Genomic DNA, 24,829 nt, shown 5'->3' on the forward strand with positions numbered 1-24,829 from the left:
TGACTTTCCGTCGGAGCCATCTGGCGGACCTTGCGCTGTCCCGGAATCCCAAACATGCCCTTTTCCATCGCTACCTGGAACATCAATTCCGTCCGCCTGCGCATGCCGCTCGTCGAACGCCTGCTTGTCGAACAGGCACCGGACGTGCTCTGCCTGCAGGAAACCAAAGTTCCCGACGAGCTGTTTCCCGAGGCGGCCTTTCGCAAGCTCGGCTACGAGCACATCGTGTTCCACGGCCAGAAGGGCTATCACGGCGTGGCGACGGTGGCGCGCCGGCCGCTCGAAGTGGTCGAAAAGCGCCGCTTCTGCGAGATCGAGGACTGCCGGCATCTGTCGGTCACCGTGCGGGCCGGCGGCAAGGCGATCCTGCTGCACAATTTCTATGTGCCGGCCGGCGGCGACGAGCCCGATCCGGAGATCAACCGCAAGTTCAGGCACAAGCTGGATTTCGTCGCCGAAATGAACGCCATCCGTGCCGAGCACGACGAAATGTCCGGCTCGATCCTGGTCGGCGACCTCAACATCGCGCCGCTCGAGCACGATGTCTGGTCGCACAAGCAGCTCCTGAAAGTGGTCAGCCATACGCCGGTCGAGACGGAAAGTTTCGAGGCGATGCGGCTCGCCGGCAACTGGGTCGACCTGATGCGGCTCAACGTGCCTTATGAGCAGAAGCTCTACACCTGGTGGAGCTATCGCGCGCAGGATTGGGAAGCGTCGGATCGCGGCCGGCGGCTCGACCATGTCTGGTCGTCGCCAAACCTGGTGCCGAGCTTTGCCGGCTACGAAATCCTGCGGCCGGCGCGCGGCTGGGAACGGCCTTCGGACCATGTGCCGGTGATCGCGCGGTTCGACCTGGATTAGGTGTATCGATATTCAGATGAGGCCGGCCTGCGAATGGTGGTCTCCTGCGCTTCCGGTGCTCACGTACCCAAAAGTACGCTCCGCTCCGGTTCTCGGACCCCACCATTCTGGTCGCTTCGCGCCCGTCTTCGACTCCGGCTCGGCCTGATCTGAATCTCGACACACCTCAACCCTTGCCGCCCTGATCCGATTGGCTTTCACGGTCTGTTGGTTGCGAGTGCGAGTTGAAAAGCATCCGGTTCAGTTGTCGAAACGCGGCGCCAGTTTCTCGATGCGGCGGATCAATGCCTGAAAATCCTCCGAGATACGCTGGTGCAGATGGACCGCGACCTCGGGATACTCCTCCAGAATGCGGCGAAACATCTTGCGGCTGAGCCGCAGCACTTCCGAATCGATTTCGGCGGATGCGCTGGTCAGCCGGTTGGTGTCGGCGATCAGCGCCAGTTCGCTCAGCATGGTACCGGGGCCGGCCGTTCCTATCGGCACGCGGGCGCCATCCTGCTCGCGATAGAGGACGATGCGCCCACTGACCACGATATAGGCACAATCGGCCTCGTCGTCCTCGCGGTAAAGCTTGTGGTCGGCCTGCAGGCTGGTGGTTTCCGCGCCAAAGGCGAGCAGACGCAACTGTTCCTGCGTGAAGCCCTCGAAGAGCCTCACGGCGGACAGGATGCGGATGTCGTCATCCAACGCCATCTAGCTATGTCCCCGAACGGCCAGTCCAATCCCTCCCTTAGAGCGCCGAGTCTCCTTTCGACGCGCAAAGGACGCTCGAACGCTTTGAACTTGACCCACCGTGCTTTCCAAAAATCGAACCCGATTTTTGGGCCGATGCGTCAGCGAGTTCGATCCAGAACCACCTCCAGTCTCAGGATCGTACCCCGAAAGCGGCCCCTGCCCCGACCGCTGATTGAATGATTAAATGTTTAAGGAACCAGCTTGTAGCCGCCGCTTTCTGTCACAAGAATTTCTGCATTGGAAGGATCGCGCTCGATCTTCTGGCGCAGCCGATAGACATGGGTTTCCAGCGTGTGCGTGGTGACGCCGGAATTGTAGCCCCAGACCTCCTCGAGCAGCACGTCGCGCGTCACCACCTTCTGGTCGGCGCGATAGAGATACTTGATGATCGAGGCTTCCTTTTCGGTCAACCGCACCTTGGCGCCGCGCTGGTCGATCAGAAGCTTCTGGCTGGGCTTGAAAGTGTAGGGGCCGACCGAAAAGGTGGCGTCTTCGCTCTGCTCATGCTGGCGAAGCTGGGCACGGATGCGGGCCAAGAGAACCGCGAAGCGGAACGGCTTGGTCACATAGTCGTTGGCGCCGGCTTCGAGGCCGAGAATCGTGTCGGAATCGGTGTCGTGTCCCGTCAGCATAATGATGGGCGACTTGTAGCCGCCCTTGCGTAGTATCTTCACCGCCTCCCGGCCATCCATGTCGGGCAGGCCGACATCCATGATGAGCAGATCGATGAGGCCGCCGCGGGCCGTGGCGACGCCTTTGGCGGCGGTTGATTCCTGCAGGACATCGAATTCCTCATAGAGAGACAATTGCTCAACGAGCGTGCCGCGCAGGTCGTCATCGTCATCGACGATCAGAATGGTGCGTGAAGTCATGGATCAATCCGTTGTTTTGAAAAGAAAATTCAGTTGACCGCTGCCTGTTTATGCGGAAGCTGACCGGCACAACAGCCGATCACAATGATTTGTTCCGTGGCACGATCATACAAGAAAAAACGCGCGTGCAATGAGGCGAGCGCATTTTTGCGAAAAGGGCTTCGTGTTCTCACGGTGCGTGCCCGGCCCGGCCACGCCAGCCAGGGGCTCCTGCAGGCTGGCAAACTGGTGTTTTCCTGTGCGCTGGGACGCGGCGGCATATCGGCCGGCAAACGCGAAGGCGATGGCGCCACGCCGCTTGGTTCGATGCGGATCCTGTCGGGATATTTCCGTAACGATCATTTCTCCGGCGGCCGCAATACCCGGCTGGCGATGACGCCGATCGGTCCCGATCTCGGCTGGTGCGAAGTGCCTGAGGACCGCAACTACAACCGTCCGGTCAAGATTCCGTATGGCGCCAGCCACGAGCGGATGCTGCGCGCCGACCGGCTCTATGATGCCTGCCTGGTGCTCGACTGGAACATTTCGCCGCGTCGCCGCGGGCGCGGCAGCGCGATCTTCTTTCACCTGGCGCGCCCCGGCTTCACGCCGACGCAAGGCTGCGTCGCGGTGACGGCACGCACCATGGCCCGGCTGCTGCCGCTGCTGTCGGACCGCACGGTGATGAGGGTGGTGAGGTAGGGCAGTAGGGCAGTAGGGCAGTAGGGGAATAAGAAAGTGTCAGCAGGATTGCGCAGACGCGCCGCTTAGCTTCCCCTACTCCCCTACGTCCGCGGCCTCTGCCAGCCGATGTCGAGCAGACCCAACCGGCCGAGTTCCCGGTCCATCACGTGCGCGACATCCTTGCGTTCGGCGCCGATGTCGCGCAATTGGCGGTCCGGAAGATCCTCGACTTTTTCATGCGGGAGGTTGACCGCAACTTTCGCATGGCGAAACCAGTCAAGCGTCGTGCGCAGCCAGGCCGGGCGGATGGTTTCAGAGCTCAGAGCAATGTGAGACATGGTGCAATCCGCTTCTCCGGATTTCAAATCCGGCTTGATGTTTGTTCGATGGTCACATCATGACGGATTGAAATTAAAACGAGAAACGAGTAGTTTTCTCTACATCTTCAAGTTTTGTTTGAGGATTGGAAATGCTCGACCGGCCTCTTCTCGTCCTACTCTGATAGCTCGCCTGCTGCCCGGAACCCGTGCACTGAGGACGCTGGAGGCGGCGGCCCGGCACCTCAATTTCACCCGCGCCGCAGACGAGCTCGGCCTGACGCCGGCCGCGGTCAGCCACCAGATCAAGGAAATCGAGGATCAGCTCGGCATCGTGCTGTTCACGCGCACCAGCCGCACGATTCGGCTGACGGAGGCGGGCGCGGTGCTGTTCGAGGCTTCGACCGACGCGCTCGACCTGCTTGGCCGGGCCGTCTCACGGGCGCACAAGATGGCGCGCGGAACGGCGCTGCTGAAAGTGACCCTCGACGCCCAGTTCGCGACAAAATGGCTTATGCGGCGCGTCGATGATTTTCGCAAGCAGCGGTCGGGCATCGAGCTCCGCTTCGACATTGCCTCCGAATTGCGCGATTTCGACCTGGACGACGTCGATGTCGGCATCCGATTCGGCGCGGGAAAATATCCGGGCCTTTGCACCCACCGGCTGTTCGAAAATGTCATCATACCTGTGTGCAGCCCCAGCCTGCTGGCCTCCGGCCCCCCGCTGCGCGAGCCACGCGATCTCTTCCATCACACGCTCGCCCATATCGAGTGGGCGCGACAAGGCGTGACCTGGCCGAATTGGCGGATGTGGATGGCGGCGGCCGGCGTCGACGATTTCGACGACAGCCGGACAATCGTGTTCAACACCTCGACCGACGCCGTACAGGCCGCGCTCGACGGCAATGCCGTCGCACTCGCCGATTTTGCCATGGTGGCAAACGACCTTTCCGAGGGCCGGCTGATCCGGCCCTTCGAACTTGGCATCAAGGTTCCGCCCGACTTCGCCTATCATCTGGTCTATCCCATCGCCTCGGCCAACGACCCCAGGATCGTGGCGTTCAGGGATTGGCTCCTGAACGAAGTTCACAACCCGCAGCCGGACCCGACGCTTGGATGAGCTTTAGGTCGCTCTGAGTGGCCAGTCGGCGGTCGTCGACTAAAGCGACGCGCTTTAGTCGTTGTTTTTATGCATGTCGTTATCGCAAAACCGCTGCACACTTTTGCGCGACATGCATTATTTCATGGCGGCAGGGTCAGCCGGCGACTTCCGCCGCGCCGAACCAGCCGATCACCGCGCCGATGATCAGCAGCACGCCAAGCCAGTGGCCGCAGTCGATGATGGTCAGATCCCAGCCGAAACCTTGGTAGCGATGATTGACGGATAGCGTGGTGGCGACGAATCCGAGCCAGAGAACGAAGCCGAAGACGAGCCCGGCAACGAGGCTCGGTTCGCCACCGGTCATCGCTCCAATGACCAGAGACATGACGAGCGCCATGACAAGTTCCGCGATGAAGCTGATGACGAAGGGCAGCGGCGATTTACTCATGGTCGCCGGATCAAGCTTGGCGGCCTTGAGCCACGGCTTGCTCAGGCCCATGTATCAGGCAGCGCCGAACAACCACGCCACCACGGCGGCGATGATCACGGCCAGCCAGTTCACTGCTGAAAAATCCATGATCTCCCTCCTAGGAAGCATGTCGCCCAAAAGCACGCCCCCGGGCCCGAACCGGGGGTGCCCAGCGGTTTTGGGACGACGACATGCGTATTCTCAAAATCGATGCGTGATGGAACGCCCGTTCGGCGGCGCCGTCAAGCAAACCGCCAGACGGTCGTGCGCTTGACCAGGGCATCTTCCAGCGCCCGGGTTACCGCCACTTCATAGACGGCAAGCGGTTCCAGCCCCGTCTTCGGCAGATAGGAGCGGCCGGGATCGCCAACGAGGATGTCGGCGCCGCGCGCCTTCAGCGTCGCGAACCATGGCATAAGCCGGTCGGCGAAGGATTTATCGTAGAAGACGTCGCCGGCCAGAACCACATCCCAACCCGCATCGGTTCCGATGCAGTCCGAGCCGAGGAACTTTATCCCGACATCATTGGCCTCGGCGTTGAGGCGGATCGCGGTTGCGCAGAACGGGTCGATGTCGGCGGCGATCACCTCTGCCGCGCCGGCCCTCGCCGCCGCAATGGCGACAAGGCCGGAACCGGAGGCAAAGTCGAGCACGCGCTTGCCCTGCACATCAGCCGGATTGTCGAGGATGTAGCGGGCAAGGCCTTGGCCGCCGGCCCAGGCGAAGGCCCAGAAAGGCGGCGGCAGGCCGATTTCGGCCAGTTCGTCCTCGGTCCGCTGCCACAATTCATGCGCCTCGTCGGCCAGATGCAGCAGGATCTCCGGCACATGCGGCGGCGCCATCAGCGCCGTGTTGTCGAGGATGAAGCTTTTCGCGCTGTTTGGCGTCAGCGCCGTCACGGAGCCGGCGTCAGGCCGCCCATGCGGCAGACCTCTTTCCATTCGGCCGGCGTCACCGGCTGTACGGAAAGCCGTCCGAGCCGGACCAGTGCCATCTCGGCAAGCTTGGGATTGGCCTTGACCTGCTCCAGCGTCACCGGCTTCGGCACATCCTTGACGGCGCGGATATCGACGCATTCCCAGCGCGGATCGTCAGTAGTGGTGTCCTGATGGGCCAGCGCGCAGACCTCGACGATGCCGACCACATCGAGCCCGTCGTTGGAGTGATAGAAGAAGCCGAGATCGCCGATCTGCATCGCCTTCATGTTGTTGCGCGCCGCATAGTTGCGCACGCCGTCCCACTGCGTGCCGGCCTTGCCCTTCGCCTTGAGGTCCTCGAAGGAGAAGACCGAGGGTTCGGATTTGAACAGCCAGTAGTTCATCGTTTTTGCTCCTCCCGGCGGCTGGAAATCAGCCACAGCGCCGCGCGTCTTTCAGACGCGCAAAGGACGCTGTGGCAATTTGATTTTGCGCATGATCCTTTCCGAAAATCGATTCCGATTTTCGGGGTCATGCGCTCGCCGGCTTGTTGAAGGTCCAATTCCATTGCCGGATTTCGACGCTTTCGAACAGCCCGGCCTTGGCGTAGGGGTCTGCTGCCGATAGCGCCTCTGCCGCGGCCAGATCGGGCGCCTCGACCACGACGAGGCTGCCGTTCGGCTTGCCGTCGGTGTCGAGGAACGGACCGGCGAAGGCCAGCTTCTTCTCGCCGTTCAATCCTTCCAGGAAGGCAACATGCTCGGGCCGCGTATCCAGCCGCACCTGCAGGCGTCCGGCCCTGTCCTTGCAAATCAAAGCAAACAGCATCTTTCCATCTCCGGATCGTTCGAGGTTACACGTCGCTTTCGGTCTTCAGCGGCCTTGTCATCAGCGCCGACACAGCCTGCCGGATGGTGATCGTGCCGTCCAGTATGGCGGCGACGGCGGCGATGATCGGCGCGTCGATCTTGCGTTCGGTGGCGATGCGGGCGGCGATCGCCGCCGTCGGCACGCCTTCGGCCAAGCGCAGCCCGGCAAGCGGCTTGCCTTGCCCCAGCGCCAGCCCGTAGGCGAAATTGCGCGACTGGGCGGACGAGCAGGTCAGCAGCAGATCGCCGAGCCCGGAAAGCCCCATCAGCGTTTCGGGCCTGGCGCCGAAGGCAGCACCGATGCGGCGCAATTCGACAAAGCCTCGCGTCACCATGGCGGCCTGGGCGCTGGCGCCGAGCCCAGCGCCGGTGACCGCGCCGGCGGCAATGGCGAAGACGTTCTTCAGCGCACCGCCGATCTCGACGCCGATGAGATCGTCGCTCGAATAGCAGCGCAGGTTCTGCGCCGAGAAGCGGGCGGCAAGATCGGCCGCCAGACCCTCGTTGCGGGCGGCGACCACCACGGCCGTCGGCAGACCCCTAGCGACGTCGGTGGCGAAGCTCGGGCCGGACAGGGCGGCGACCGGATTTTTAGGCAGGATCTCGTCGACGATCGCCGACAGCAAAGCGCCGGTGTCACGCTCGATGCCCTTGGCGCAGAGGACCAGCGGGACATCTTTGGGCATATGGGTTTTCGCGGTGGTCAGCATGGCGCGCAGTGACTGCGCCGGCGCCACCGCCAGCACGCAGTCGGCGCCGTCGAGCGCGGCCTCGATGTCGTTTGTCGCCACGATGCCGGCCTGGAGCGCGATGCCCGGCAGATAGCGCGGATTTTCGCCACGGTCGATCGCGGCGACGGTCTCCGGGTCGCGCGCATAGAGGCGGACGAAATGACCGGCTCGCAACATGGCCAGCGCCAGCGCCGTGCCCCAGGCACCGCCGCCGAGCACGGCAATGCGCCAGCCGCTTGGCGCCTTGTGCTCGCTGCCGGTCATGCCTTGGCCCCACGCCGGCCCGAACCGACCATCGGGGCAGAGATGCTGTCCAGCGGCCAGCGCGAGCGCGGCACGAAATCGGCGGCGTTTTCACCCGCGATGCCGGCGCGCAGCCGTTCGATGCCGGCCCAGGCGATCATCGCGGCATTGTCGGTGCAGAGTTTGAGCGGCGGCGCGACAAAAGCAAAGCCGGCTTTCTCGCACAGGGCTTCGAGCGTCGTCTTGATCGTCCGGTTGGCGGCGACGCCGCCGGCAACAACGAGCGCAGGCTTCAGTTCGCCTGGAAATTCCTGACGGAATCGGTTCAGCGCCCTCGCAACACGATCGTCCAGCGCATCCGCCACCGCCGCCTGGAACGAGGCGCAGATGTCGGCGACGTCCTGGTCGCTCAATGGGGCGATGGCCGTCGCCGCCTGGCGCACGGCGGTCTTCAGCCCGGAAAAGGAGAAATCGGGCTGCGCCGAGCCTTTCATTGGCCGCGGGAAGGCGAAGCGCGCGGCGTCGCCGGTCGCCGCCGCCTTCTCGACGTTCGGTCCACCGGGATAGGGCAGGCCGAGCATCTTGGCCGTCTTGTCGAAGGCTTCGCCGAGCGCATCGTCGATGGTCGTCGCCCAGCGCTGGTAGTCGCCGACGCCGCGCACCGCGACGATCTGCGTGTGACCGCCGGAAACCAGCAGCAACAAGTAGGGAAAGTCGAGCCCGTCGGTCAGCCGCGCGGTCAGCGCATGGCCTTCGAGGTGGTTGATTGCGATCAGCGGCTTGTTTGCGGCCGCGGCAATGGCTTTCGCCGTCATCAGCCCGACGATCAGCCCGCCGACCAGGCCGGGGCCGGCAGTCGCGGCGATTGCGTCGATGTCGGCGAGTTCGACGCCCGAATCGGCGAGCGCTGCCTCGATGATGCCGTCCAGCGCCTCGACATGGGCGCGCGCGGCGATTTCCGGCACGACGCCGCCAAAGGCGGCATGCTCCTCGATCTGGCTGAGCACGATATCTGACAGGATTTTGGGTGCGCCGCCGGCGTCCAGCGCTACCACGCTGGCGGCGGTCTCGTCGCAACTCGTCTCAATGCCCAGAACGCGGATCAATTCGTCGCCATCCCTAGAGATTGTGCAACCAGCCTTTCCCCGTTAGGAGAAAGCCGGGAAAACGGCCTCAATCTGCCGGGGGTTATCACGGACGGCGCGCCATGCAAACAACGTTGAAAATCGGAACACGCGGCAGCCCGCTGGCGCTGGCGCAGGCGCATGAAACGCAGGCGCGGCTGATGGCGGCGCACGGCATGCCGGTTGAGGCGTTCGAGGTGGTCGTCATCTCGACCAGCGGCGACCGCATCCAGGACCGGCCGCTGGCGGAAGCCGGCGGCAAGGGGCTGTTCACCAAGGAGATCGAGGACGCGCTGCTGGCGCGCCGCATCGATATCGCAGTGCATTCGTCGAAGGACATGCCGACGGTGTTGCCCGACGGGCTGGAACTGGCCGCCTTCCTGCCGCGCGAGGATGCCCGCGATGCTTTCGTCGGCAAGGCGGCGAAAACGATCGCCGGATTGCCGCACGGCGCGAAGGTCGGCTCGTCGTCGCTCAGGCGCCAGGCACTGATCCGGCGGATGCGGCCGGACCTCGACGTGGTGATGTTCCGCGGCAATGTGCAGACACGGCTGCGCAAGCTCGACGAGGGCGTCGCCGACGGTACCATCCTCGCCTATGCCGGGCTGAAGCGGCTCGGGCTCGAAAATGTCGTCACCGACCTGATGCCGCTCGACACCTTTCCGCCGGCGCCTGGGCAAGGCGCGATCTGCATCGAAAGCCGCATCGGCGATCGCGATGTGGAAAAGATGCTGACGGCAATCCACGACGTGCCGACCGGGCAGGCGCTGGCCTGCGAACGCGCCTTCCTTGCGGCGCTCGACGGGTCGTGCCGCACGCCAATCGCCGGCCATGCGACGATAACGGGCGGAACGGTTTTCTTCGCCGGGCTGATCATCTCGCCGGACGGCAGGCAATCCCATGAGGTCAGGGCGGAAGGCCCGGCGCAGGATGCCGCGCGCATCGGCGAACACGCGGCCAGGACCGTGCGGGCAAAGGCCGGCGAAAAATTCTTCGACGGCTGGGCCTGACATGGTTCGCGTCCTGGTGACGAGGCCGGAACCGGGCGCCTCGCGCACGGCACAGCGGCTGCGAGACCAGGGCTATCAGCCGATCCTGCTGCCATTGACCGAAACGGTGGCTCTGCCGGTCGATGCGGACGGGATCGCAATCAGTGCCGCCGCCGTTGCGGTCACCAGCGCCAATGCTGTGCGCCATGCGCCGAAGGAAATCATCGCGGCGCTGGCCGCCTTGCCCTGCCATGCAGTCGGCAGACGGACAGCGGAATCGGCCCGCACGGCGGGATTCCTGTCCGTCAGCGAAGGCCCCGGCGATGCCGAGGCGCTGGCCGATGCGCTTGCCGGCGGCTTCATGGCAAAGACGATCATCTATCTGTGCGGACGGGTGCGGTTTCCGGCGTTCGAGGCGCGGCTGAAGGCCGCGGATGTCCACGTCCGCGCCATCGAGACCTACGACACCGTTGCGCCAAGCTATTTGGACGCTGCAATCCTTGCGCGCCTGTCCGGCCAGCCGGTTGAAGCGGTGCTGCTCTATTCGGCCAAGGCGGCGGCAGCGATGCAGGCCCTGACCGAACGGCCGGCGCTGCGCGATCTTTTTGAAGAGACATGGTTTTTCGCGCTATCCGGACGTATTGCCGCAGCCTTGGAAACTGTCGCCTCAGGAAAGCTCCGCGTTGCGCCGGATCCCAGCGAGGAGGCACTGCTGGAGCTTTTGCGGACGTGGCGTTGACCCCGTGTCATCACGCCGCCCCTTTTCACCGCTTGGTGATGTGCTAGACCCTTCCTGAACCATCCCGAAGCGAATTTTGCGGAGCCCAAGCATGGTCAAGACGCCGAAGATGCGGCATTCAAAAAGCCGTCGCGAGCCGGTGACCATCGAGCTCGAACCGGGCGCTGTCTCGCGCGTTGCCGACGAGGATGCCGCCAACGGGCGGACCGACGAGGCGAAGGCGGAGGAAGCGGCAAACGCGTCGCAGCCGGAAGCGCCTGAAGAACCCGTGCATGCCGATCAGACCGACATCGAGCCGTGGGAACATGCCGACGCGGCCCCGCCGGCCGGCTCGGAAGAGCCGGCAGAGGGCGGCGCCAAAGGTCCCGGAGGACCCAAACCGACTTATCCGGCCGGCTCGGAGGCATCGGCGAACCGGGCCTTCGACTACAGTTTCGACGACGCATCCGCCAAGACCGGCAGCGGGACCGATGAAGCGCCGAAAGAAACCCAGACAGGAAATGAAGACATGGCAGCGCGGCCGAAGCGTGGCGGCATCAACGGCATCGCTGCCGGCATTATCGGCGGCGTCATCGCGCTCGCTGCCGCTGGAGGGCTGCAGTTTGCGGGCCTGCTCGGCGCGCCAGGAGCTGGCGATGTCTCCTCGGGCGGCGTGTCGCTCGATGGCGTCAATGGCGAAATCGCTTCGCTGAAGAGCGAGATCGCCGGGCTCAAGGACACAGCCGGCAACAGTGATGCGTCGGCCAAGGTGGACGGGCTGGCGTCGGCGCTGGATCAGGTCAAGACGGATGTCGCGGCGCTGAAATCGGCGGTCGAGCAGGGCGGAGCAGGCGACACTGCCGGGCTTGCAGCGCTTGGCGACAAGGTCAGGCAGATCGAGACGGCGGTCGCTGCGCTTGGCCAGGCCGGCAATACGGCGCCGGTCGATCTCGGGCCGGTCAACGAAAGGCTGGCCGGGCTCGACGCGGCGATAAAATCCGCGGGTGAGACGGCGACGGCACAGGACCGCCGGCTTGCGGCGCTGGAACAGTCGGTGGCGCAGCTTTCCGGCAAGGTCGAAGCACAGGCCGGGCAGCCGAAGGTTGCGCTCGCCATCGCCGCATCGGCGCTGAAGGCAGCCCTCGACCGCGGTGCGCCATTCGCCGCCGAACTCGAAACCTTTGCGGCGATTTCACCGGATGCGCCAGAGATCGCAGGCTTACGTGCCTACGCCGAAAAGGGCGTTCCGACCCGTGCGGAGATCGCCGCCGAAATGCCTGCCGCCGCCAATGCCATGGTCGCTGCCTCCGAGCCCGTCGACCAGAATGCCGGCTTCCTGCAAAGCCTGCTGTCGAGCGCCGAATCGCTGGTCAAGGTCAGGCCGATCGGTGCCGTCGAAGGCGCTGGTGCTCCGGAAACCGTCGCCCGCGTGGAGGTGGCGGTCAACCAGGGCGACTACGCCAAGGCGCTCAGCGAATACGATACGCTGCCCGAGGCGGTGAAGGCTGCCGGCGCCGATTTTGCCGGCAAATTGAAGGCGCGGACCGAGGTCGAGAAGCAGGTCGACGCGCTGATATCAGGTGCGATGAAGGCGTGAGGAAAACCCGATGATTCGCATTCTGCTTTTCCTCGCCGTCGTTTTCGCGCTCGGCCTGGGTTTCGCCTGGTTGGCCGACCGGCCGGGCGAGATGGTCGTCACCTTCAGCGGCTATCAGTACCAGGTCAGCCTGATGGTGGCGGCGGTGGCGGTTGTCGCCGTGGTTGCCGCGGTGATGATCGTCTGGTGGCTGCTCAAGGCGCTGTGGAACAGTCCCTACACCATCTCGCGTTATTTCCGCGTGCGCCGTCGCGATCGTGGCTATCAGGCACTGTCGACCGGCATGATCGCCGCCGGCGCCGGTGACGGGGCGCTTGCCCGCAAGAAGACCAAGGAAGCGGCAAAGCTGATCCGCTCCGACCAGGAGCCGCTGATCCAATTGCTGGAGGCGCAAGCCTCGCTGCTCGAAGGCGACCACGAGGGTGCGCGCGAAAAGTTCGAGACCATGCTCGACGATCCGGAAATGCGGCTGCTCGGCCTGCGTGGTCTTTATCTCGAGGCCGAGCGCCTCGGCGATCGCAACGCAGCGCGGCACTATGCCGGCCGCGCCGCGGTGATGGCGCCGCAGCTGGCCTGGGCCGCCGAATCGACGCTGGAAGACCTGACCGGACGCGGCGACTGGGATGGCGCGCTGAAACTGGTCGACGCGCAGAAATCGACGCGCCAGATCGAGCGCGACGCCGCCAACCGGCGTCGCGCCGTGCTGCTCACCGCAAAGGCGCAGTCGCTGATCGACAGCGATCCCAATGCCGCCAAAACCACTGCTCTCGAGGCCAACCGGCTGCGGCCGGATTTCGCCCCGGCGGCGGTCGTCGCAGCCAAACTGCTGTTCAGGCAGAACGACGTGCGCAAGGGCGCGAAGATACTCGAAGCGGCGTGGAAAGCCGAGCCGCATCCGGAGATCGCCGAGCTTTACACACACGCTCGGCCGGGCGATGCCGTGCTCGACCGCCTGAACCGGGCGAAGAACCTGCAGGAGATGAAGAAGAACCACGCCGAATCCTCGCTGGCGGTGGCGCGCGCCGCGCTCGACGCGCAGGACTTTTCAACCGCCCGTAAAGAGGCCGAGGCGGCCATTCGCATGGATCGCCGCGAAGGCGCCTATCTGCTTCTGGCCGACATCGAGGAGGCCGAGACCGGCGATCAGGGCAAGGTGCGGCAGCTTTTGTCCAAGGCAGTGCGTGCTCCGCGCGATCCGGCCTGGGTTGCCGACGGCGTCGTCTCCGAACGCTGGGCGCCGGTGTCGCCGATCACCGGCAAGCTCGACGCCTTCGAGTGGCGGGCGCCGATGGAGCGGCTCGGCCAGCTCATCGACAGTGACGAGGACGCGCCGGACGCCGCGGTGCCGACCATTGCGGCGCCCATCAAGCCGGCAAAGGAAAATGTGATCGAGCTGAACCCCGCTGGTTCGGCCGAAAGACCGGCCACCGCGACGGCATCGGAAAGCGGCGAAGACGATGTTACGCCGGTCACCGCGACGGATGCGGAAGCCGTCGAACCGGCGGAGGAACTGGCCCGGCTGCCCGACGACCCCGGCGTCGATCCGGACGACGAAGACCAAAAATCACCACGCAAATTTCGATTGTTCTGATTTGGCTGAGCTTGCTAGTTTTGGCCGATGGGAAGTAAGAATCACATGTTCGAACGCGTTCTGTCGTTTCTGAAGGACCTGCCGGCAGCTGGCAGCGCCCGCAACGACGCCGATGATCCGCGCGTTGCCGCTTCCGCCCTTCTCTACCATGTGATGAGTGCCGACGGCGTGCGTCAGGATGCCGAATGGGAGCGGTTCAAGGCAGTTCTGGCGGAAAGCTATTCGATCAGCGGCGACGAACTCGACGCGCTTGCCGCTGCCGGCGAGCGGGCCGACAATGAGGCAATCGACCTCTACGCCTTCACCAGCGTGTTGAAGCGCCAGCTCGATCCAGACGCGCGAAAAGCCTTCATCGGCCTGATGTGGGAGATCGTCTATGCCGATGGCGAATTGCACGAACTCGAGGACAATATCGTCTGGCGGGTCGCCGAGCTGATGGATGTCGAACGCCATGACCGCGTCGAGGCACGCCGCAAGGCGGCCGCCGAAGCGCCGGGCGCCACTGGAACGTCGAGCGACGAATAGACGGGATCCCGATGCCATCCATGCCGAGGCCGAGACCAAAAATCCTGATCGTGCTGCATCAGGAGAGTTCGAGCCCCGGGCGCGTCGGCCACATGCTTATCGAAGAAGGCTTCGACCTCGATCTCCGCTGCCCGCCGCTCGGCGACACCTTGCCGGAAACACTGGACGGTCACGCCGGAACCGTGGTGTTCGGCGGACCGATGAGCGCCAATGACGAGGACGATTTTGTCCGCCGCGAGACCGACTGGCTGAAAGTTCCGCTCAGGGAGAACCGGCCGTTGCTCGGCATCTGCCTCGGCGCGCAGATGCTGGTCAACCACCTTGGCGGCAAGGTCGAGGGTCATGGCGAGGGGCTGGTTGAGATCGGCTGGTATCCGCTGAAGGCGACGGAGGACGGCAAGAAGCTGATGCACTGGCCTGAGATGGTCTACCAGTTTCACCGCGAGGGCTTCTCGCTGCCGAAGGACGCGACGCTGCTGGCGACGGCCGAAACCTATCCCAACCAGGCCTTTCGTTATGGCGACAATGCCTGGGGCATCCAGTTCCATGGCGAACTGACCAGGGCGATGATGCAGCGCTGGGTCGTTCGCGGCGCGCATCGCTTCGAGTTGCCCGGCGCGCAGCCCGGCCGCGACCATCTCGGCGGCCGGCTGATCTGGGACATGCATCTCAAACGCTGGCTCGGCGAATTCCTGCAGACGATTTTCGGCAAGCCCGCACTGTCCTGATGTCGTGCGACAGCAGTCTGCTGTGGCCTGCCGGTTCGACCGAAGCAGGACGTCGATGTCGACGTCAGACCGGCAGCCCGTTCTGCTTTCGCAGGCTCTTGTCGAATGCGGATGCCGGGACGAAACGGCGCAGGAAACTGACCTGGCGCGCCATTTTTCCCGCCGCATAGCGCCTCTTCGGAGCGGGATCGGTCGCAGCCTTCAAGACCGTCTCGGCTACGATTTCGGGAGCATCGCCTGTTTCGATCGCTTTGCGCAGGATCACATCCATGCCAGCGCGCGCAGCGTCATAGATATCAAGCAACTGGTCCGGCCTGGCGAGATTTTCCTCAAACGACGTCCGGGTATAGGCGGGCTCGACCAGCACGACGCGAATTCCGAAAGGGCGCAGTTCGTGGTCGAGCGATTCGGAATAACCTTCGATGGCATGTTTGGTCGACGCATAGAGCGCGGAATAGGGTGCTGGGATTAACCCCAATACTGAACTCAAATTGACGATCCTGCCGGTTCCTTGACGGCGCATTGTCGGCAGGACCGCGTTGGTCACGCGGAGCACGCCGAAGACGTTCACGTCGAACAGCGCCCGAGCCTGAGTGGTCGAGGACTCCTCTGCGCCGCCGAGCAGGCCGATGCCGGCATTGTTGACGAGCAGGTCGATACGCCCGGCCTCGGCCAACACGTCATCGACCAGTTTCGCCACCGACGCGTCATCGGTGACGTCGCAGGTCAGCATGGTAACGCCGTCGGATCGTTCGGCGATCGCGCGACGGCTGGTGCCGAACACGCGAAAGCCGGCGGTTTGCAAAGCAATGGCCGTTGCGCGCCCGATGCCGGTGGATGCCCCTGTCACCAGGGCGACGCCAGGATTGGTCTTGTTCATGGAAATCACTTCTTTCTTTGTGTTGGATTGGCGGCTGCAGGCATGCGCGCCAAATGGAGATGTGGCGCACGCCCCGGCGATCCGATGAGCGGCATTACTCGGCAAGGGCCCCAGTTCGCTGGTTGGACACCGACCCCAACTCGGTGACGGTAAGTTTGTCGCCGGCGCGCGAAATCTCGAGGCTTTGCTCAGGTTCGCCCAATTTCCGCGGCACGGATATCGTAGCCGACTGTCCTTCGGCGAGCGTGGCCGAGAAGCGCACCGGGAGCCCGGCCTCACCATCGGCTATCGTTGCGATCACCCGATAGCCGTCATTTTCGTCGGTGTAGTGCAACACGCCGCGAAAACCGCCGAGATCGATACTCTCCCCGGCCATGACCGACAGCTCGCCGGCATGCAACGGAGACGCGGCCAGGAAGAATGCCGCCACGCCACCGATGAGGTTGATCATTGCGACGCTCCGTTTGGATGATGCCGATTTCGGCTGGCCCGCGGCGACATGATGTGCCGATTGCACGCGCTGACGGTTGCGTTCCGGATGGGGGACGCCAAGGTTGGTCCTGTTCATGGAATTCACTCCTTTCTTTGTGCTGGATTGCATTTCAAAAGGATGTTACTATCATTTCGATATGAAGTCACTATCAAAATGATATGAACATGAAAAATCTTTGCGATGCCTCTTGCCCGATCGCCCGCGGCCTGACCTGCGTCGGCGATGCGTGGCGCATGTTGATCCTTCGCGACGCGAGCCTGGGCCTCACCCGCTTCGATGAATTCCGGAAAAGTCTGGGCATCGCCCCAACCATCCTGACCCGGCGGCTGGCGACGCTGACGGAGGAGGGACTTCTGGAAAAGCGACGCTACTCGGAGCGGCCTCCGCGCGATGAGTACGTGCTGACCGCCGCCGGACGCGATTTCTTGCCGGTGCTGATCTTACTGGGTGCGTGGGGACGCCAGTACCGTGGCGAAGGCAGGTTGGCGCGATATATCGACGCTGAGACAGGAGCAGAAATCGAGCCGGTGGCCGTGGATGCCGTCACAGGGGCAAAGATCGGCACCCGCGCGATTCGCGTTGCTACACCCGAATAGCATCCTTCCCGATCGATGAGTGCTGAGACGTGGCGGGGTCATTCGGAGTTCGCGGGCCGCGCCTGGATCAGTATGCCCTGGATCAGTTTCGCCCGTTGAGGTGGCGCACCTTGCGCAGTTGCGGGAACAGCACCGCCCACAGCCCGGCGACAACGACTGCCCCGACGCCGCCGATCACCACCGCGGGCACGGTGCCGATCAATGCCGCCATGGTGCCGGCGCGAAATTCGCCGAGCTCGTTGGAGGCGCCGACGAAAACCTGATTGACGGCGTTGACGCGGCCGCGCACCTGGTCCGGCGTCCACAGCTGGATCAGCGTCTCTCTGATGTAGACGCTGAACATATCAGTGGCGCCGAGCAAGGCGAGCGCTGCGATCGACAGCCAGGTGATGGTGGAGAGGCCGAACAGCACGGTAGAGGCGCCGAACAGCGCGACGAAGCCGAGCATGACCACGCCGGCATGGTTGCGGATCGGATGTCCGGCCAGCCAGATGGCAACGCAGATGGCGCCGATGCCCGGTGCCGAGCGCAACAGTCCCAGACCCCATGGGCCGAGTTCGAGGATGTCGCGCGCGTAGACCGGTAGCAGTGCCGTGGCGCCGGACAAAAGCACGGCGAACAAATCGAGCGAAATGGCGCCGAGCACGATCTTTTCGCTCCAGATATAGCCGAAGCCGGCAAACAGGGTCTGCATCGTCGGCCTGTCGGTTTCGCTGCGCTGGGCAGGCTTCGGGATAGTAAAGACCAGCACCGCGGCGACAAACATCAGAACGGCTGCGGTGCCGTATGCCGCTTCCGCCGAAAGCCCGTAGAGCAAGCCACCGGCGACCGGTCCGACGACGGTCGCCGTCTGCCAGGCTGACGAATTCCAGGCGATCGCGTTGCCGAAATCCTCAGGTGGCACGAGGTTGGCGAACAGTGACGCTGCCGCCGGTCCGAAGAAGGCGCGCGCGATGCCGAACATGGCGAGCACGCCGAAGATCAACCCCGGCCCGCTAAGGCCGCGCAGCGTCAGCAGCAGCAACACCAACGCGCAGATCGCCTCCAGCAGTGCGGTCAGCGCCATGATCAGGCGGCGGCCGAAACGGTCGGCGACCACCCCGGTGACCAACACCAGCAGCAGTGAAGGCAAGAACTGGACAATGCCGACAAGGCCGAGATCGAATGGATCGCGGGTCAGGTCGTACACCTGCCAGCCGACGGCGACGGATACGATCTGGGCGGCGAATGTGGAGAGGAAGCGTGCCGCCCAATAACTCAGGAAGGGTTTGTGGCGGAAGGCGGCATAGCGCCGGTCGGGCGATGTCTGTTCGGCTGTCATTGTGAATGGCCCCGACGAGATTGTGTATCGGCCGGCGGGGCTCTTCCACGAAGGGCGCTGGTCCAACCACAGCGCTTTTAGCGCAGTTCGGTGCGGGGCGCGCGCAAAAATCGGCTCTGGATCGAGGATTTCCGGGCTACCATGCTAATTGCATGGGGGCAAACGCGCTCGGCGGAGGTGGAGAGGCTATTGGGCGCGCAGGTCGAGTTCCTTCGCGCGCTCTCTGACTCGCCAATCTTTGAAGCTTGCGTTTGCCGGGCTTCGAACGACGTGTCAGACCGTGGCTTTGGGCTTCCTGGCCTTCTTGACCGGCGCCGGCGGGGCGGCCTTGCGGCCAAGGCCGATCGCCTTCGCCAGTTGCGAGCGCGAGGCCGCATAATTGGGGGCAACCATCGGATAGTCGGCAGGCAAGCCCCATTTGGCGCGGTAGGCATCCGGCGTCAGCCCGAAATGAACGCCGATATGGCGCTTCAGGGATTTGAACTTCTTGCCGTCTTCGAGGCAGATGATGTAGTCCGGCGTCACCGATTTCTTAGGATTGACGGCGGGGATCAGCGGCGCTGCCACCGGAGCGGCGGGTTGTCCGAGTCCACTTATCGACGCGCTGACGCTGGCGATGAGATCGCCGAGGCCGGAAGCGGGCAAGCGGTTCTTCTCGACGTAAGCGGACACGATGTGAGCGGTCAGCTCGAGAAGGTCGATGTCCTTGCGGGCCTTGTTGCTGTCGTCGGTCAATCTATTTTCTCCGTTAGTGGGGTCGCAGAATTCCTAGTCGGCAAATCTGCGTAACGCAATGACGCCGCACCACGCCACACATTATTTTGAATAACAATACTAACGCCCGGGCCAGATCAACAGGTCTGATCCCAAACCATTATAATATCAGATAATCAGGGATTTGTCGCGCCACAGTCGAAATCCCCCTTCGAAGGCGCGTGTGTTGTCGCCGCGCCTGCAACCGGCAGGCAATTCGTCTAACTCGTCGACATTGCCGCCGCCGATGACCACATAGTCAGGCTGCATGGCGGCGCGCAGCCGCTCGACGACGTCGAAGACGTGTTTGCGCCACTTCTTCTTGCCGCGCTTTTCAAGACCGCGTTCGCCGACATAGTCCTCGAAGCTGCCGCCCTTCTTGTAGGGAAGATGCGCGAGTTCCATCGGCTGGGCGACGTTGTCAACGATCATCGCAGCACCCAGGCCTGTTCCCAGACCCAGGAACAGCATGCGCCCGCTTTCATAGCTGCCGACTGCCTGCATCAGCGCGTCATTGACGATTTTCACCGGTTTACCGAACTGCGTTGCAAAGTTGCATCCGACCCAGCCCTTGCCGAGATTGGCGGGGTCGGTCAGCGGCCTGTTGTGGTGCACCGGGCCGGGATAACCCATCGAGACGACGTCGTAGGGCAAGCCATCGGCGAGCGTCTGCACGGCCGCGATCATCTGCTGCGGCGTCAGGCCGGGTCCGGAATCGGCCCTGCGCTCCTCGCCGCCGGCGCTGGTGAGGATCTTGACGTGGGAGCCGCCAATATCGATCGCAAGCACGATGTTTTCGCTATCCGGTGCCGACTTCTTCGCCGTTTTGGCCATTGCGTCGCCTCTCGAGATCATTTCGCCGGATTGATCCAGCCGTTTGGTGGTCCGAATCCGGCCATCGCATCGGCAGGACCCCATGTCCCCGGCTCATAAAGCTGCGGCGGCGTGGTGTCGCCAAGCACCGGGCCGACGATCCGCCAGGCGAGTTCGCTGGCGTCCTGGCGGGTGAACAACTGGCCGTTGCCGTTCATGGCGTCGCCGATCAGCCGCTCATAGGGCGGCATGTCGCCCTTGCTGTCGTCGAGCGCGGTGAGTTCGACCTGCTCGCCGATCATATCGTCACCGGCGGCTTTGCGTTGGGCGCCAATCGAGATCGCTACCTGTGGGTCAATGCGGAAGCGCACATAGTTTGCGTCGCCCGGTTTGATCGGGTCGAAGACGTCGAGCGGCGGCCGCTTCAGCCGGACAATGACCTCGGTGGCGTGCACCGGCATTGATTTGCCGGCGCGGATGAAGAAGGGCACGTCCTGCCAGCGCCAGGTGTCGACGAAAAACCGCACCGCCGCGAACGTCTCGACCGGCGAGTTTGGCGCGACGCCCGGCTCGCTGAGATAGCCTTTGAATTGGCCGCGCACGACATCGTCTTTGGTCAGCGTCCGGATCGCCCGCAGCACCTGTACCTTCTCGTCGATCAGATCGTCGGCCGAGCGACCAACGGGCGGCTCCATGGCAAGCAGCAGCAGGATGTTGAGCAGGTGGTTCTCGATGACGTCGCGGATGCAGCCGACCTCGTCGTAGAAGCGGCCACGGCCCTCGACACCGAAATTCTCGGCCATGGTGATCTGGACGCTCTCGACGAAATTGCGATTCCAGATCGGCTCGAGGAAGGAATTGGCGAAGCGGAAATAGAGCAGGTTCTGAATCGCCTCCTTGCCGAGATAATGGTCGATGCGAAAGATCGACTGTTCGTCGAACACCAGGTGCAGGACCCGGTTCAGCCAGCGCGCCGATTGCAGATTGTGGCCGAAAGGCTTTTCCACCATCAGGCGCGCGCCCTGGGCCGCGCCCGACTGTTCCAGCCCCTGGATGACCGTCTCGAACATGGTCGGCGGCACCGCGAGATAGTGCAGCGGGTGCTGCGCGGTTCCGAGCGCGCTTTTCAGCTTCTCGAATGTCGCGGCGCTACGGTAGTCGCCGCTGACATAGCGAAGCAGCGAGGTTAGTTTCGCGAAGATCTTTTCGTCGACCTTGCCGATAGCCTTGACGATGCCGTCGCGGGCGCGCGCCTGCAGCTGTTTCAGGTCCCAGGCCTCGAAAGCGACGCCGATCACCGGCTCGATCAGCGTTCCCTTGGCGACCATGGCGTAAAGTGCCGGGAAGATCTTCTTGTGGGCGAGGTCGCCGGTCGCCCCGAAAAGCACCAGCGTGTCGGACCGTTCCTGGTTCATGAGCGCGCCTTCCTTGTCACGAGCCGGTCTTCGGCTTTTCCACATGGCCGCCGAAGGCATAGCGCATGGCGGACAGGAGCTTGTCGGCGAATTCGGATTCGCCTTGCGAGGAGAACCGGTCGAACAGGGCCGAGGACAGAACTGGCGCCGGCACGCCGGTGTCGATCGCCGCCTTCAGCGTCCAGCGGCCTTCGCCGGAATCCGAAACCCGTCCGCCAAACTGCGTCAGGGCCGAGTCGGCCTTCAACGCGCCGGCCGTCAGATCGAGCAGCCATGAGCCGATGACGCTGCCATGCCGCCAGACCTCGGCAACCTGGGCGATATCGATGTCGAACTGGTAGTATTGAGGGTTTTCCAATGGACTGGTTTCAGCGTCGGCCGTCCGCTGTCCCTTGCCTGCATTCGCCGACCTCAGGATGTTCATGCCCTCGGCATAGGCGGCCATGACACCGTACTCGATGCCGTTGTGGACCATCTTGACGAAATGGCCGGCGCCGCTCGGTCCGCAGTGGAGATAGCCGAAGGGGGCAGTTCCTGCATCCTTCCCAGGGGCGGGCACCCCGGCGTCGGCGCCCGGCGCCAGGGTGGCGAAGACCGGATCGAGATGCTGGACCGCGCTGTCGGGGCCGCCGATCATCAGGCAATAGCCGCGCTCGAGGCCCCAGACTCCGCCGCTGGTGCCGACATCGACGTAGTTCAGGCCTTTCAATGCCAGGCGCGCTGCATGGTCGACAGCCTCGTGATAATAGGAATTGCCGCCGTCGATGATGATGTCGCCCGGCTCCATCAGGTCGGCCACCTGGTCGACGATCCGGCTGGTGATCGCCGCCGGCAGCATTAGCCAGGCGCTGCGCGGCTTGGTCAGCTTGCCGACGAACTCCTCCATCGAAGCCGCTCCGATCGCGCCAGCCGTCACAAGGGCGGCGACGCTGGCCGGGTTGATGTCGTAGACCACGCATTCGTGGCCATCGCGCAGCAGGCGCCGCACCATGTTGGCGCCCATCCTGCCCAGTCCCATCATTCCGATCTGCATGTTTCTCGTCCTGGTTGTTGAGGGATAGAAGATCTATTGGTTATCCAGCTTGTCGATACCGATGGAAAAGTCGACCTTCTCCCAACAGCCGGCATCGGGCCAGAAAAAAGTAAAGACGATCGTATTGCCCGGTGGAATATCGGCAACGGGCAGGTCCGTGAGATGGATGCCGAAGGCATTCTCGGTCGTCTCGGCATCATGGACGGTTGCCCAACCGTCGCTGCTCCAATGCACCACCGCCCGGGCCGGCAGCTCGAGGCGCAGCATCTTGCCAGCGGGCATGGTGCGGAGCTTGTGGTTGAAGCGCCATGTCCGGCGCGGCGCCACGGTCCTGTCCTCGATGTAGCGCTTCACGCCTTGCGGCGGCATGTCGAAGACCGCGCCGTCGCTGAGCGAACGCAGCAGCTTGATATGCTCCGAATGCGCCCAGACCAGCGGCATGGCGCTGCCCGTCGGTCCACCGTGCCGCAGTTCGCGTTCCGGCATGTCGGGACCATCCCAGACCTGCTCGGGCAGCAGGCCGCCAGGCCCGGCTGAGGCTTCGAACGTCTCGAGCAGGCTCGCCGCTTTGTCCTTGCGCCCAGCCGCCAGTTCGTAGTGGGCGCGCTCGCCGACCAGCAACGGCCAGGGCCGGCCCTGGCCGGTTCCATCGAAGGGCGCGCCGTCGGCGTGCTCGCCATAGCCGTCGCCGGTATAGCGATACCAGACAGGCCCCTGCGGCAGGTCGCAGCGCAGCCGCGCGTCGATGACCTTGACCGTGTCGACGATGCGCGGATCGTCGGCGGCCCTGAGGCCGAAGCGGACGAGCGCCAGCGCATCCGGGCTGACGATCGCCTCGGCCGGCCGGTCCGCGTCGCCGGGCGGCCGGTTCTTGATCGGCACATAACCATCCTTCGGCGAGGCCGCACCGGCGGTGTCGGGCGGAGCGATGCGGACGTAATAGCCTTCGACGCGGACCTCCTGGCAGAGTGGTGTGCCGGTGACATAGGTCCAGCGCTCGATCTGGTCGTTCCAGACATCGGCGGTTTCACGCAGATAATTTGCCGGCTCTCCCTTGCCGCAAACGTCGAACATGTCCGCCGCGGCCAGCAGAGCGGCGACCTCGACGGCCAGCGTGAACGGGCTGTAGCCGGCATCCTCTTCCCAGCGGTCTTCGCCGGTGACCGGACCGTTGCGCACGACGTAGGAAGCGGCGCGCTCGACCATCGGCATGAAGGAGCGCAACGCGGCGTCTGCCAGATGCCCAGCCCGGCGCAGCGCGTCTGCGAGCAGCAGTGGAAACGCGCATTCGTCCATCTGGATGCCCGGCCAATAGGCTGATCCGTCGAGCCAGGCGTTCTGCGGCCAATGCCCATCCGGCTGCTGGATCGAGCGGAGATAGGCGAGGATCTCAAGCGCTTGCGCCGGATCGCCGGCGGCGAGGAAGCCGCCCGCGGTTTCGACCAGGTCGCGCGGCCAGACCAGATGATAGCCGCCGAGATCGTCGTCGCCCATGCTGAAGCCCCAGGGAATCGACAGGCTGGCGACGGCCGCTCCGGTGGATGAGCGGTGTGTCGCCAGAACCGCCGTGCTGACGCGATAGGTGTTTATCCCTGCTATATGCCGGTCCAACGGCAGCAAGCTAGCCTGCCAATCCCGCCATTTCTCGACATACGATTTGGCCGCGGGCTCAAAACTCCACTTCAGGCTGGCCGAGGCATTTTCCGCCGCCTCCTGCGGCGTCGTTCCGAAACCCAGCGCCAGCAACGCCTTCTGGTTCGCAGCCGAAAAGCCGATCTCGCCGGTCAGCGCGACATTGCCGTCCTCGGCCCTGCGGCAGGCCGGGTCGAGCCGGCCGCCGCGACGGAGCTGCTGCCAGCCGTCGGAGACACCGACATAGCCGGCAGAGCATGCTCCCCAGGGCAGCGACGAGGCGAGCGCCAGGCAGACGCCACGTCCCGATGCAAACAGGACAGGCTTTCCCTCGTAGTCGGCGACCCAGGCGGTGTTGGCCATGCCGGCGTTGACCAGATGCGGCGCCAGCAGTGCGTAGACACGGTGGTCGGCCACCGCACCTCTCAGCAGCGTGAAGCTGATTTCCTGCAGCAAAGCGGGACGTTCCGGATCCGTAACGATGCACTTTTCGACCCGGTAGGTGCCATCGGCGGCGGTGTTGACCAGTCCGTAGGCGGGCACTCCATCCTCGAACGGCTCAACGCTGTGCACGGCATCGCGCTTCTCTTCCGAGAAATAACCGCCGGGGCCGGTGACGACCAGCCCCATGTCTCGGGTGCAGGCGCTGTCGAGGCCGGGATAATAGACCTCGTTGAGAATGCCGTGGCTGATCGTGAACCAGATAGGGCAGGCCGGAGACAGCGCGGTTCCGACCCCGCTCTTGGCGCTTGACGTCCAGCGCGCCGGAATTCCGGGTGCGCCCAGCGCATCAGTCGGCGTCGCTGCCATCTCGATTTAGGTCTCCCTGCCCCACCCCT

Annotated in this window: 26 protein-coding genes and 1 pseudogene; 10 read left to right on the forward strand and 17 right to left on the reverse strand. The window is 64.1% G+C overall.

Annotated elements, in window-relative coordinates; all coding sequences use genetic code 11:
* Window positions 1–54: 54 nt before the first annotated feature.
* Entirely contained in the window at window positions 55–861 is an 807-nt protein-coding gene (locus AC0NIE_RS05605) for an exodeoxyribonuclease III (RefSeq protein WP_473485911.1), read from the forward strand.
* Window positions 862–1,101: 240 nt separating this feature from the next.
* Here AC0NIE_RS05605 and AC0NIE_RS05610 read toward each other — a convergent pair whose 3' ends face one another.
* Together AC0NIE_RS05610 and AC0NIE_RS05615 are read right to left on the reverse strand one after the other, a co-directional pair.
* A complete protein-coding gene (locus AC0NIE_RS05610) occupies window positions 1,102–1,557 on the reverse strand; it encodes a cyclic nucleotide-binding domain-containing protein (RefSeq protein WP_473485910.1) in 456 nt (151 codons plus the stop codon).
* A gap of 230 nt (window positions 1,558–1,787) precedes the next feature.
* Window positions 1,788–2,471: a response regulator transcription factor gene (locus tag AC0NIE_RS05615; protein WP_029349304.1), complete on the reverse strand. Its 684-nt coding sequence runs from the start codon at window positions 2,469–2,471 to the stop codon at window positions 1,788–1,790.
* A gap of 84 nt (window positions 2,472–2,555) precedes the next feature.
* Between AC0NIE_RS05615 and AC0NIE_RS05620 the strand changes: the two genes are divergently transcribed.
* Complete coding sequence (locus AC0NIE_RS05620) at window positions 2,556–3,152, forward strand: L,D-transpeptidase family protein (protein WP_473485909.1); 597 nt, start codon at window positions 2,556–2,558, stop codon at window positions 3,150–3,152.
* Between the two features lie 83 nt (window positions 3,153–3,235).
* On the opposite strand, the gene AC0NIE_RS05625 is transcribed toward AC0NIE_RS05620, so the two are convergent.
* Window positions 3,236–3,472: a hypothetical protein gene (locus tag AC0NIE_RS05625; RefSeq protein ID WP_473485908.1), complete on the reverse strand. Its 237-nt coding sequence runs from the start codon at window positions 3,470–3,472 to the stop codon at window positions 3,236–3,238.
* 163 nt (window positions 3,473–3,635) lie between these two features.
* On the opposite strand from AC0NIE_RS05625, the gene gcvA reads away from it, so the two are divergent.
* The gene (gene gcvA, locus AC0NIE_RS05630; protein ID WP_473486010.1) at window positions 3,636–4,571 is read left to right on the forward strand and encodes a transcriptional regulator GcvA; all 936 of its coding nucleotides are present in this window, start codon (window positions 3,636–3,638) and stop codon (window positions 4,569–4,571) included.
* 136 nt (window positions 4,572–4,707) lie between these two features.
* Here gcvA and AC0NIE_RS05635 read toward each other — a convergent pair.
* The 6 genes and pseudogenes from AC0NIE_RS05635 to tsaD form a co-directional block, all read right to left on the reverse strand.
* A pseudogene (locus tag AC0NIE_RS05635) lies at window positions 4,708–5,130 on the reverse strand (DUF1761 domain-containing protein).
* Window positions 5,131–5,264: 134 nt separating this feature from the next.
* The gene (locus tag AC0NIE_RS05640; protein WP_473486009.1) at window positions 5,265–5,864 is read right to left on the reverse strand and encodes a class I SAM-dependent methyltransferase; all 600 of its coding nucleotides are present in this window, start codon (window positions 5,862–5,864) and stop codon (window positions 5,265–5,267) included.
* A 53-nt stretch (window positions 5,865–5,917) separates the two neighbouring features.
* Window positions 5,918–6,343: an EVE domain-containing protein gene (locus tag AC0NIE_RS05645; RefSeq protein ID WP_095495571.1), complete on the reverse strand. Its 426-nt coding sequence runs from the start codon at window positions 6,341–6,343 to the stop codon at window positions 5,918–5,920.
* Between the two features lie 127 nt (window positions 6,344–6,470).
* Window positions 6,471–6,767, reverse strand: a complete 297-nt coding sequence (locus tag AC0NIE_RS05650) for a YciI-like protein (protein ID WP_123148836.1) — start codon at window positions 6,765–6,767, stop codon at window positions 6,471–6,473.
* Between the two features lie 25 nt (window positions 6,768–6,792).
* On the reverse strand, window positions 6,793–7,803 hold the full coding sequence (locus AC0NIE_RS05655; protein WP_473485907.1) for an NAD(P)H-dependent glycerol-3-phosphate dehydrogenase: 1,011 nt from the start codon (window positions 7,801–7,803) through the stop codon (window positions 6,793–6,795).
* Window positions 7,800–8,885 carry a tRNA (adenosine(37)-N6)-threonylcarbamoyltransferase complex transferase subunit TsaD gene (gene tsaD, locus AC0NIE_RS05660; RefSeq protein ID WP_473486008.1) on the reverse strand — a complete coding sequence of 362 codons (1,086 nt, stop codon included), beginning with the start codon at window positions 8,883–8,885 and terminating at the stop codon, window positions 7,800–7,802. The genes AC0NIE_RS05655 and tsaD overlap by 4 nt, the downstream gene beginning before the upstream one ends.
* Window positions 8,886–8,989: 104 nt before the next feature.
* Here tsaD and hemC point away from each other — a divergent pair, with 104 nt between their 5' ends.
* From hemC to AC0NIE_RS05690, 6 genes are all read left to right on the forward strand, one after another.
* Entirely contained in the window at window positions 8,990–9,916 is a 927-nt protein-coding gene (gene hemC, locus AC0NIE_RS05665) for a hydroxymethylbilane synthase (RefSeq protein WP_473485906.1), read from the forward strand.
* 1 nt (window position 9,917) lies between these two features.
* A complete protein-coding gene (locus tag AC0NIE_RS05670; RefSeq protein ID WP_473485905.1) occupies window positions 9,918–10,634 on the forward strand; it encodes a uroporphyrinogen-III synthase in 717 nt (238 codons plus the stop codon).
* Window positions 10,635–10,725: 91 nt separating this feature from the next.
* Window positions 10,726–12,210: a COG4223 family protein gene (locus AC0NIE_RS05675; RefSeq protein ID WP_473485904.1), complete on the forward strand. Its 1,485-nt coding sequence runs from the start codon at window positions 10,726–10,728 to the stop codon at window positions 12,208–12,210.
* A gap of 10 nt (window positions 12,211–12,220) precedes the next feature.
* A complete protein-coding gene (locus AC0NIE_RS05680; RefSeq protein WP_473485903.1) occupies window positions 12,221–13,801 on the forward strand; it encodes a heme biosynthesis HemY N-terminal domain-containing protein in 1,581 nt (526 codons plus the stop codon).
* A 45-nt stretch (window positions 13,802–13,846) separates the two neighbouring features.
* On the forward strand, window positions 13,847–14,326 hold the full coding sequence (locus AC0NIE_RS05685) for a tellurite resistance TerB family protein (protein WP_123148843.1): 480 nt from the start codon (window positions 13,847–13,849) through the stop codon (window positions 14,324–14,326).
* An 11-nt stretch (window positions 14,327–14,337) separates the two neighbouring features.
* Window positions 14,338–15,054: a glutamine amidotransferase gene (locus tag AC0NIE_RS05690; RefSeq protein ID WP_473485902.1), complete on the forward strand. Its 717-nt coding sequence runs from the start codon at window positions 14,338–14,340 to the stop codon at window positions 15,052–15,054.
* A gap of 64 nt (window positions 15,055–15,118) precedes the next feature.
* On the opposite strand, the gene AC0NIE_RS05695 is transcribed toward AC0NIE_RS05690, so the two are convergent.
* Together AC0NIE_RS05695 and AC0NIE_RS05700 are read right to left on the reverse strand one after the other, a co-directional pair.
* Window positions 15,119–15,934, reverse strand: coding sequence for an oxidoreductase (locus AC0NIE_RS05695; RefSeq protein WP_473485901.1), 816 nt, complete (start codon window positions 15,932–15,934; stop codon window positions 15,119–15,121).
* Between the two features lie 94 nt (window positions 15,935–16,028).
* Entirely contained in the window at window positions 16,029–16,385 is a 357-nt protein-coding gene (locus AC0NIE_RS05700) for a hypothetical protein (protein WP_473485900.1), read from the reverse strand.
* 206 nt (window positions 16,386–16,591) lie between these two features.
* Between AC0NIE_RS05700 and AC0NIE_RS05705 the strand changes: the two genes are divergently transcribed.
* Window positions 16,592–17,023 (forward strand): winged helix-turn-helix transcriptional regulator, encoded by a 432-nt coding sequence (locus AC0NIE_RS05705; RefSeq protein ID WP_473486007.1) that lies wholly within the window; start codon window positions 16,592–16,594, stop codon window positions 17,021–17,023.
* Window positions 17,024–17,105: 82 nt separating this feature from the next.
* On the opposite strand, the gene AC0NIE_RS05710 is transcribed toward AC0NIE_RS05705, so the two are convergent.
* From AC0NIE_RS05710 to AC0NIE_RS05735, 6 genes are all read right to left on the reverse strand, one after another.
* Window positions 17,106–18,344 carry an MFS transporter gene (locus tag AC0NIE_RS05710; RefSeq protein ID WP_473485899.1) on the reverse strand — a complete coding sequence of 413 codons (1,239 nt, stop codon included), beginning with the start codon at window positions 18,342–18,344 and terminating at the stop codon, window positions 17,106–17,108.
* 273 nt (window positions 18,345–18,617) lie between these two features.
* Complete coding sequence (locus AC0NIE_RS05715) at window positions 18,618–19,079, reverse strand: Ros/MucR family transcriptional regulator (RefSeq protein ID WP_123148847.1); 462 nt, start codon at window positions 19,077–19,079, stop codon at window positions 18,618–18,620.
* Between the two features lie 147 nt (window positions 19,080–19,226).
* Window positions 19,227–19,931 (reverse strand): ROK family protein, encoded by a 705-nt coding sequence (locus tag AC0NIE_RS05720; RefSeq protein ID WP_473485898.1) that lies wholly within the window; start codon window positions 19,929–19,931, stop codon window positions 19,227–19,229.
* Window positions 19,932–19,948: 17 nt separating this feature from the next.
* Window positions 19,949–21,325, reverse strand: a complete 1,377-nt coding sequence (gene zwf, locus AC0NIE_RS05725) for a glucose-6-phosphate dehydrogenase (protein WP_473485897.1) — start codon at window positions 21,323–21,325, stop codon at window positions 19,949–19,951.
* A gap of 16 nt (window positions 21,326–21,341) precedes the next feature.
* A complete protein-coding gene (gene gnd, locus AC0NIE_RS05730; RefSeq protein ID WP_473485896.1) occupies window positions 21,342–22,358 on the reverse strand; it encodes a phosphogluconate dehydrogenase (NAD(+)-dependent, decarboxylating) in 1,017 nt (338 codons plus the stop codon).
* Between the two features lie 33 nt (window positions 22,359–22,391).
* The gene (locus AC0NIE_RS05735) at window positions 22,392–24,800 is read right to left on the reverse strand and encodes a glucan 1,4-alpha-glucosidase (RefSeq protein ID WP_473485895.1); all 2,409 of its coding nucleotides are present in this window, start codon (window positions 24,798–24,800) and stop codon (window positions 22,392–22,394) included.
* Window positions 24,801–24,829: the final 29 nt, after the last annotated feature.

It is taken from the genome of Mesorhizobium sp. WSM4842, assembly GCF_055901575.1.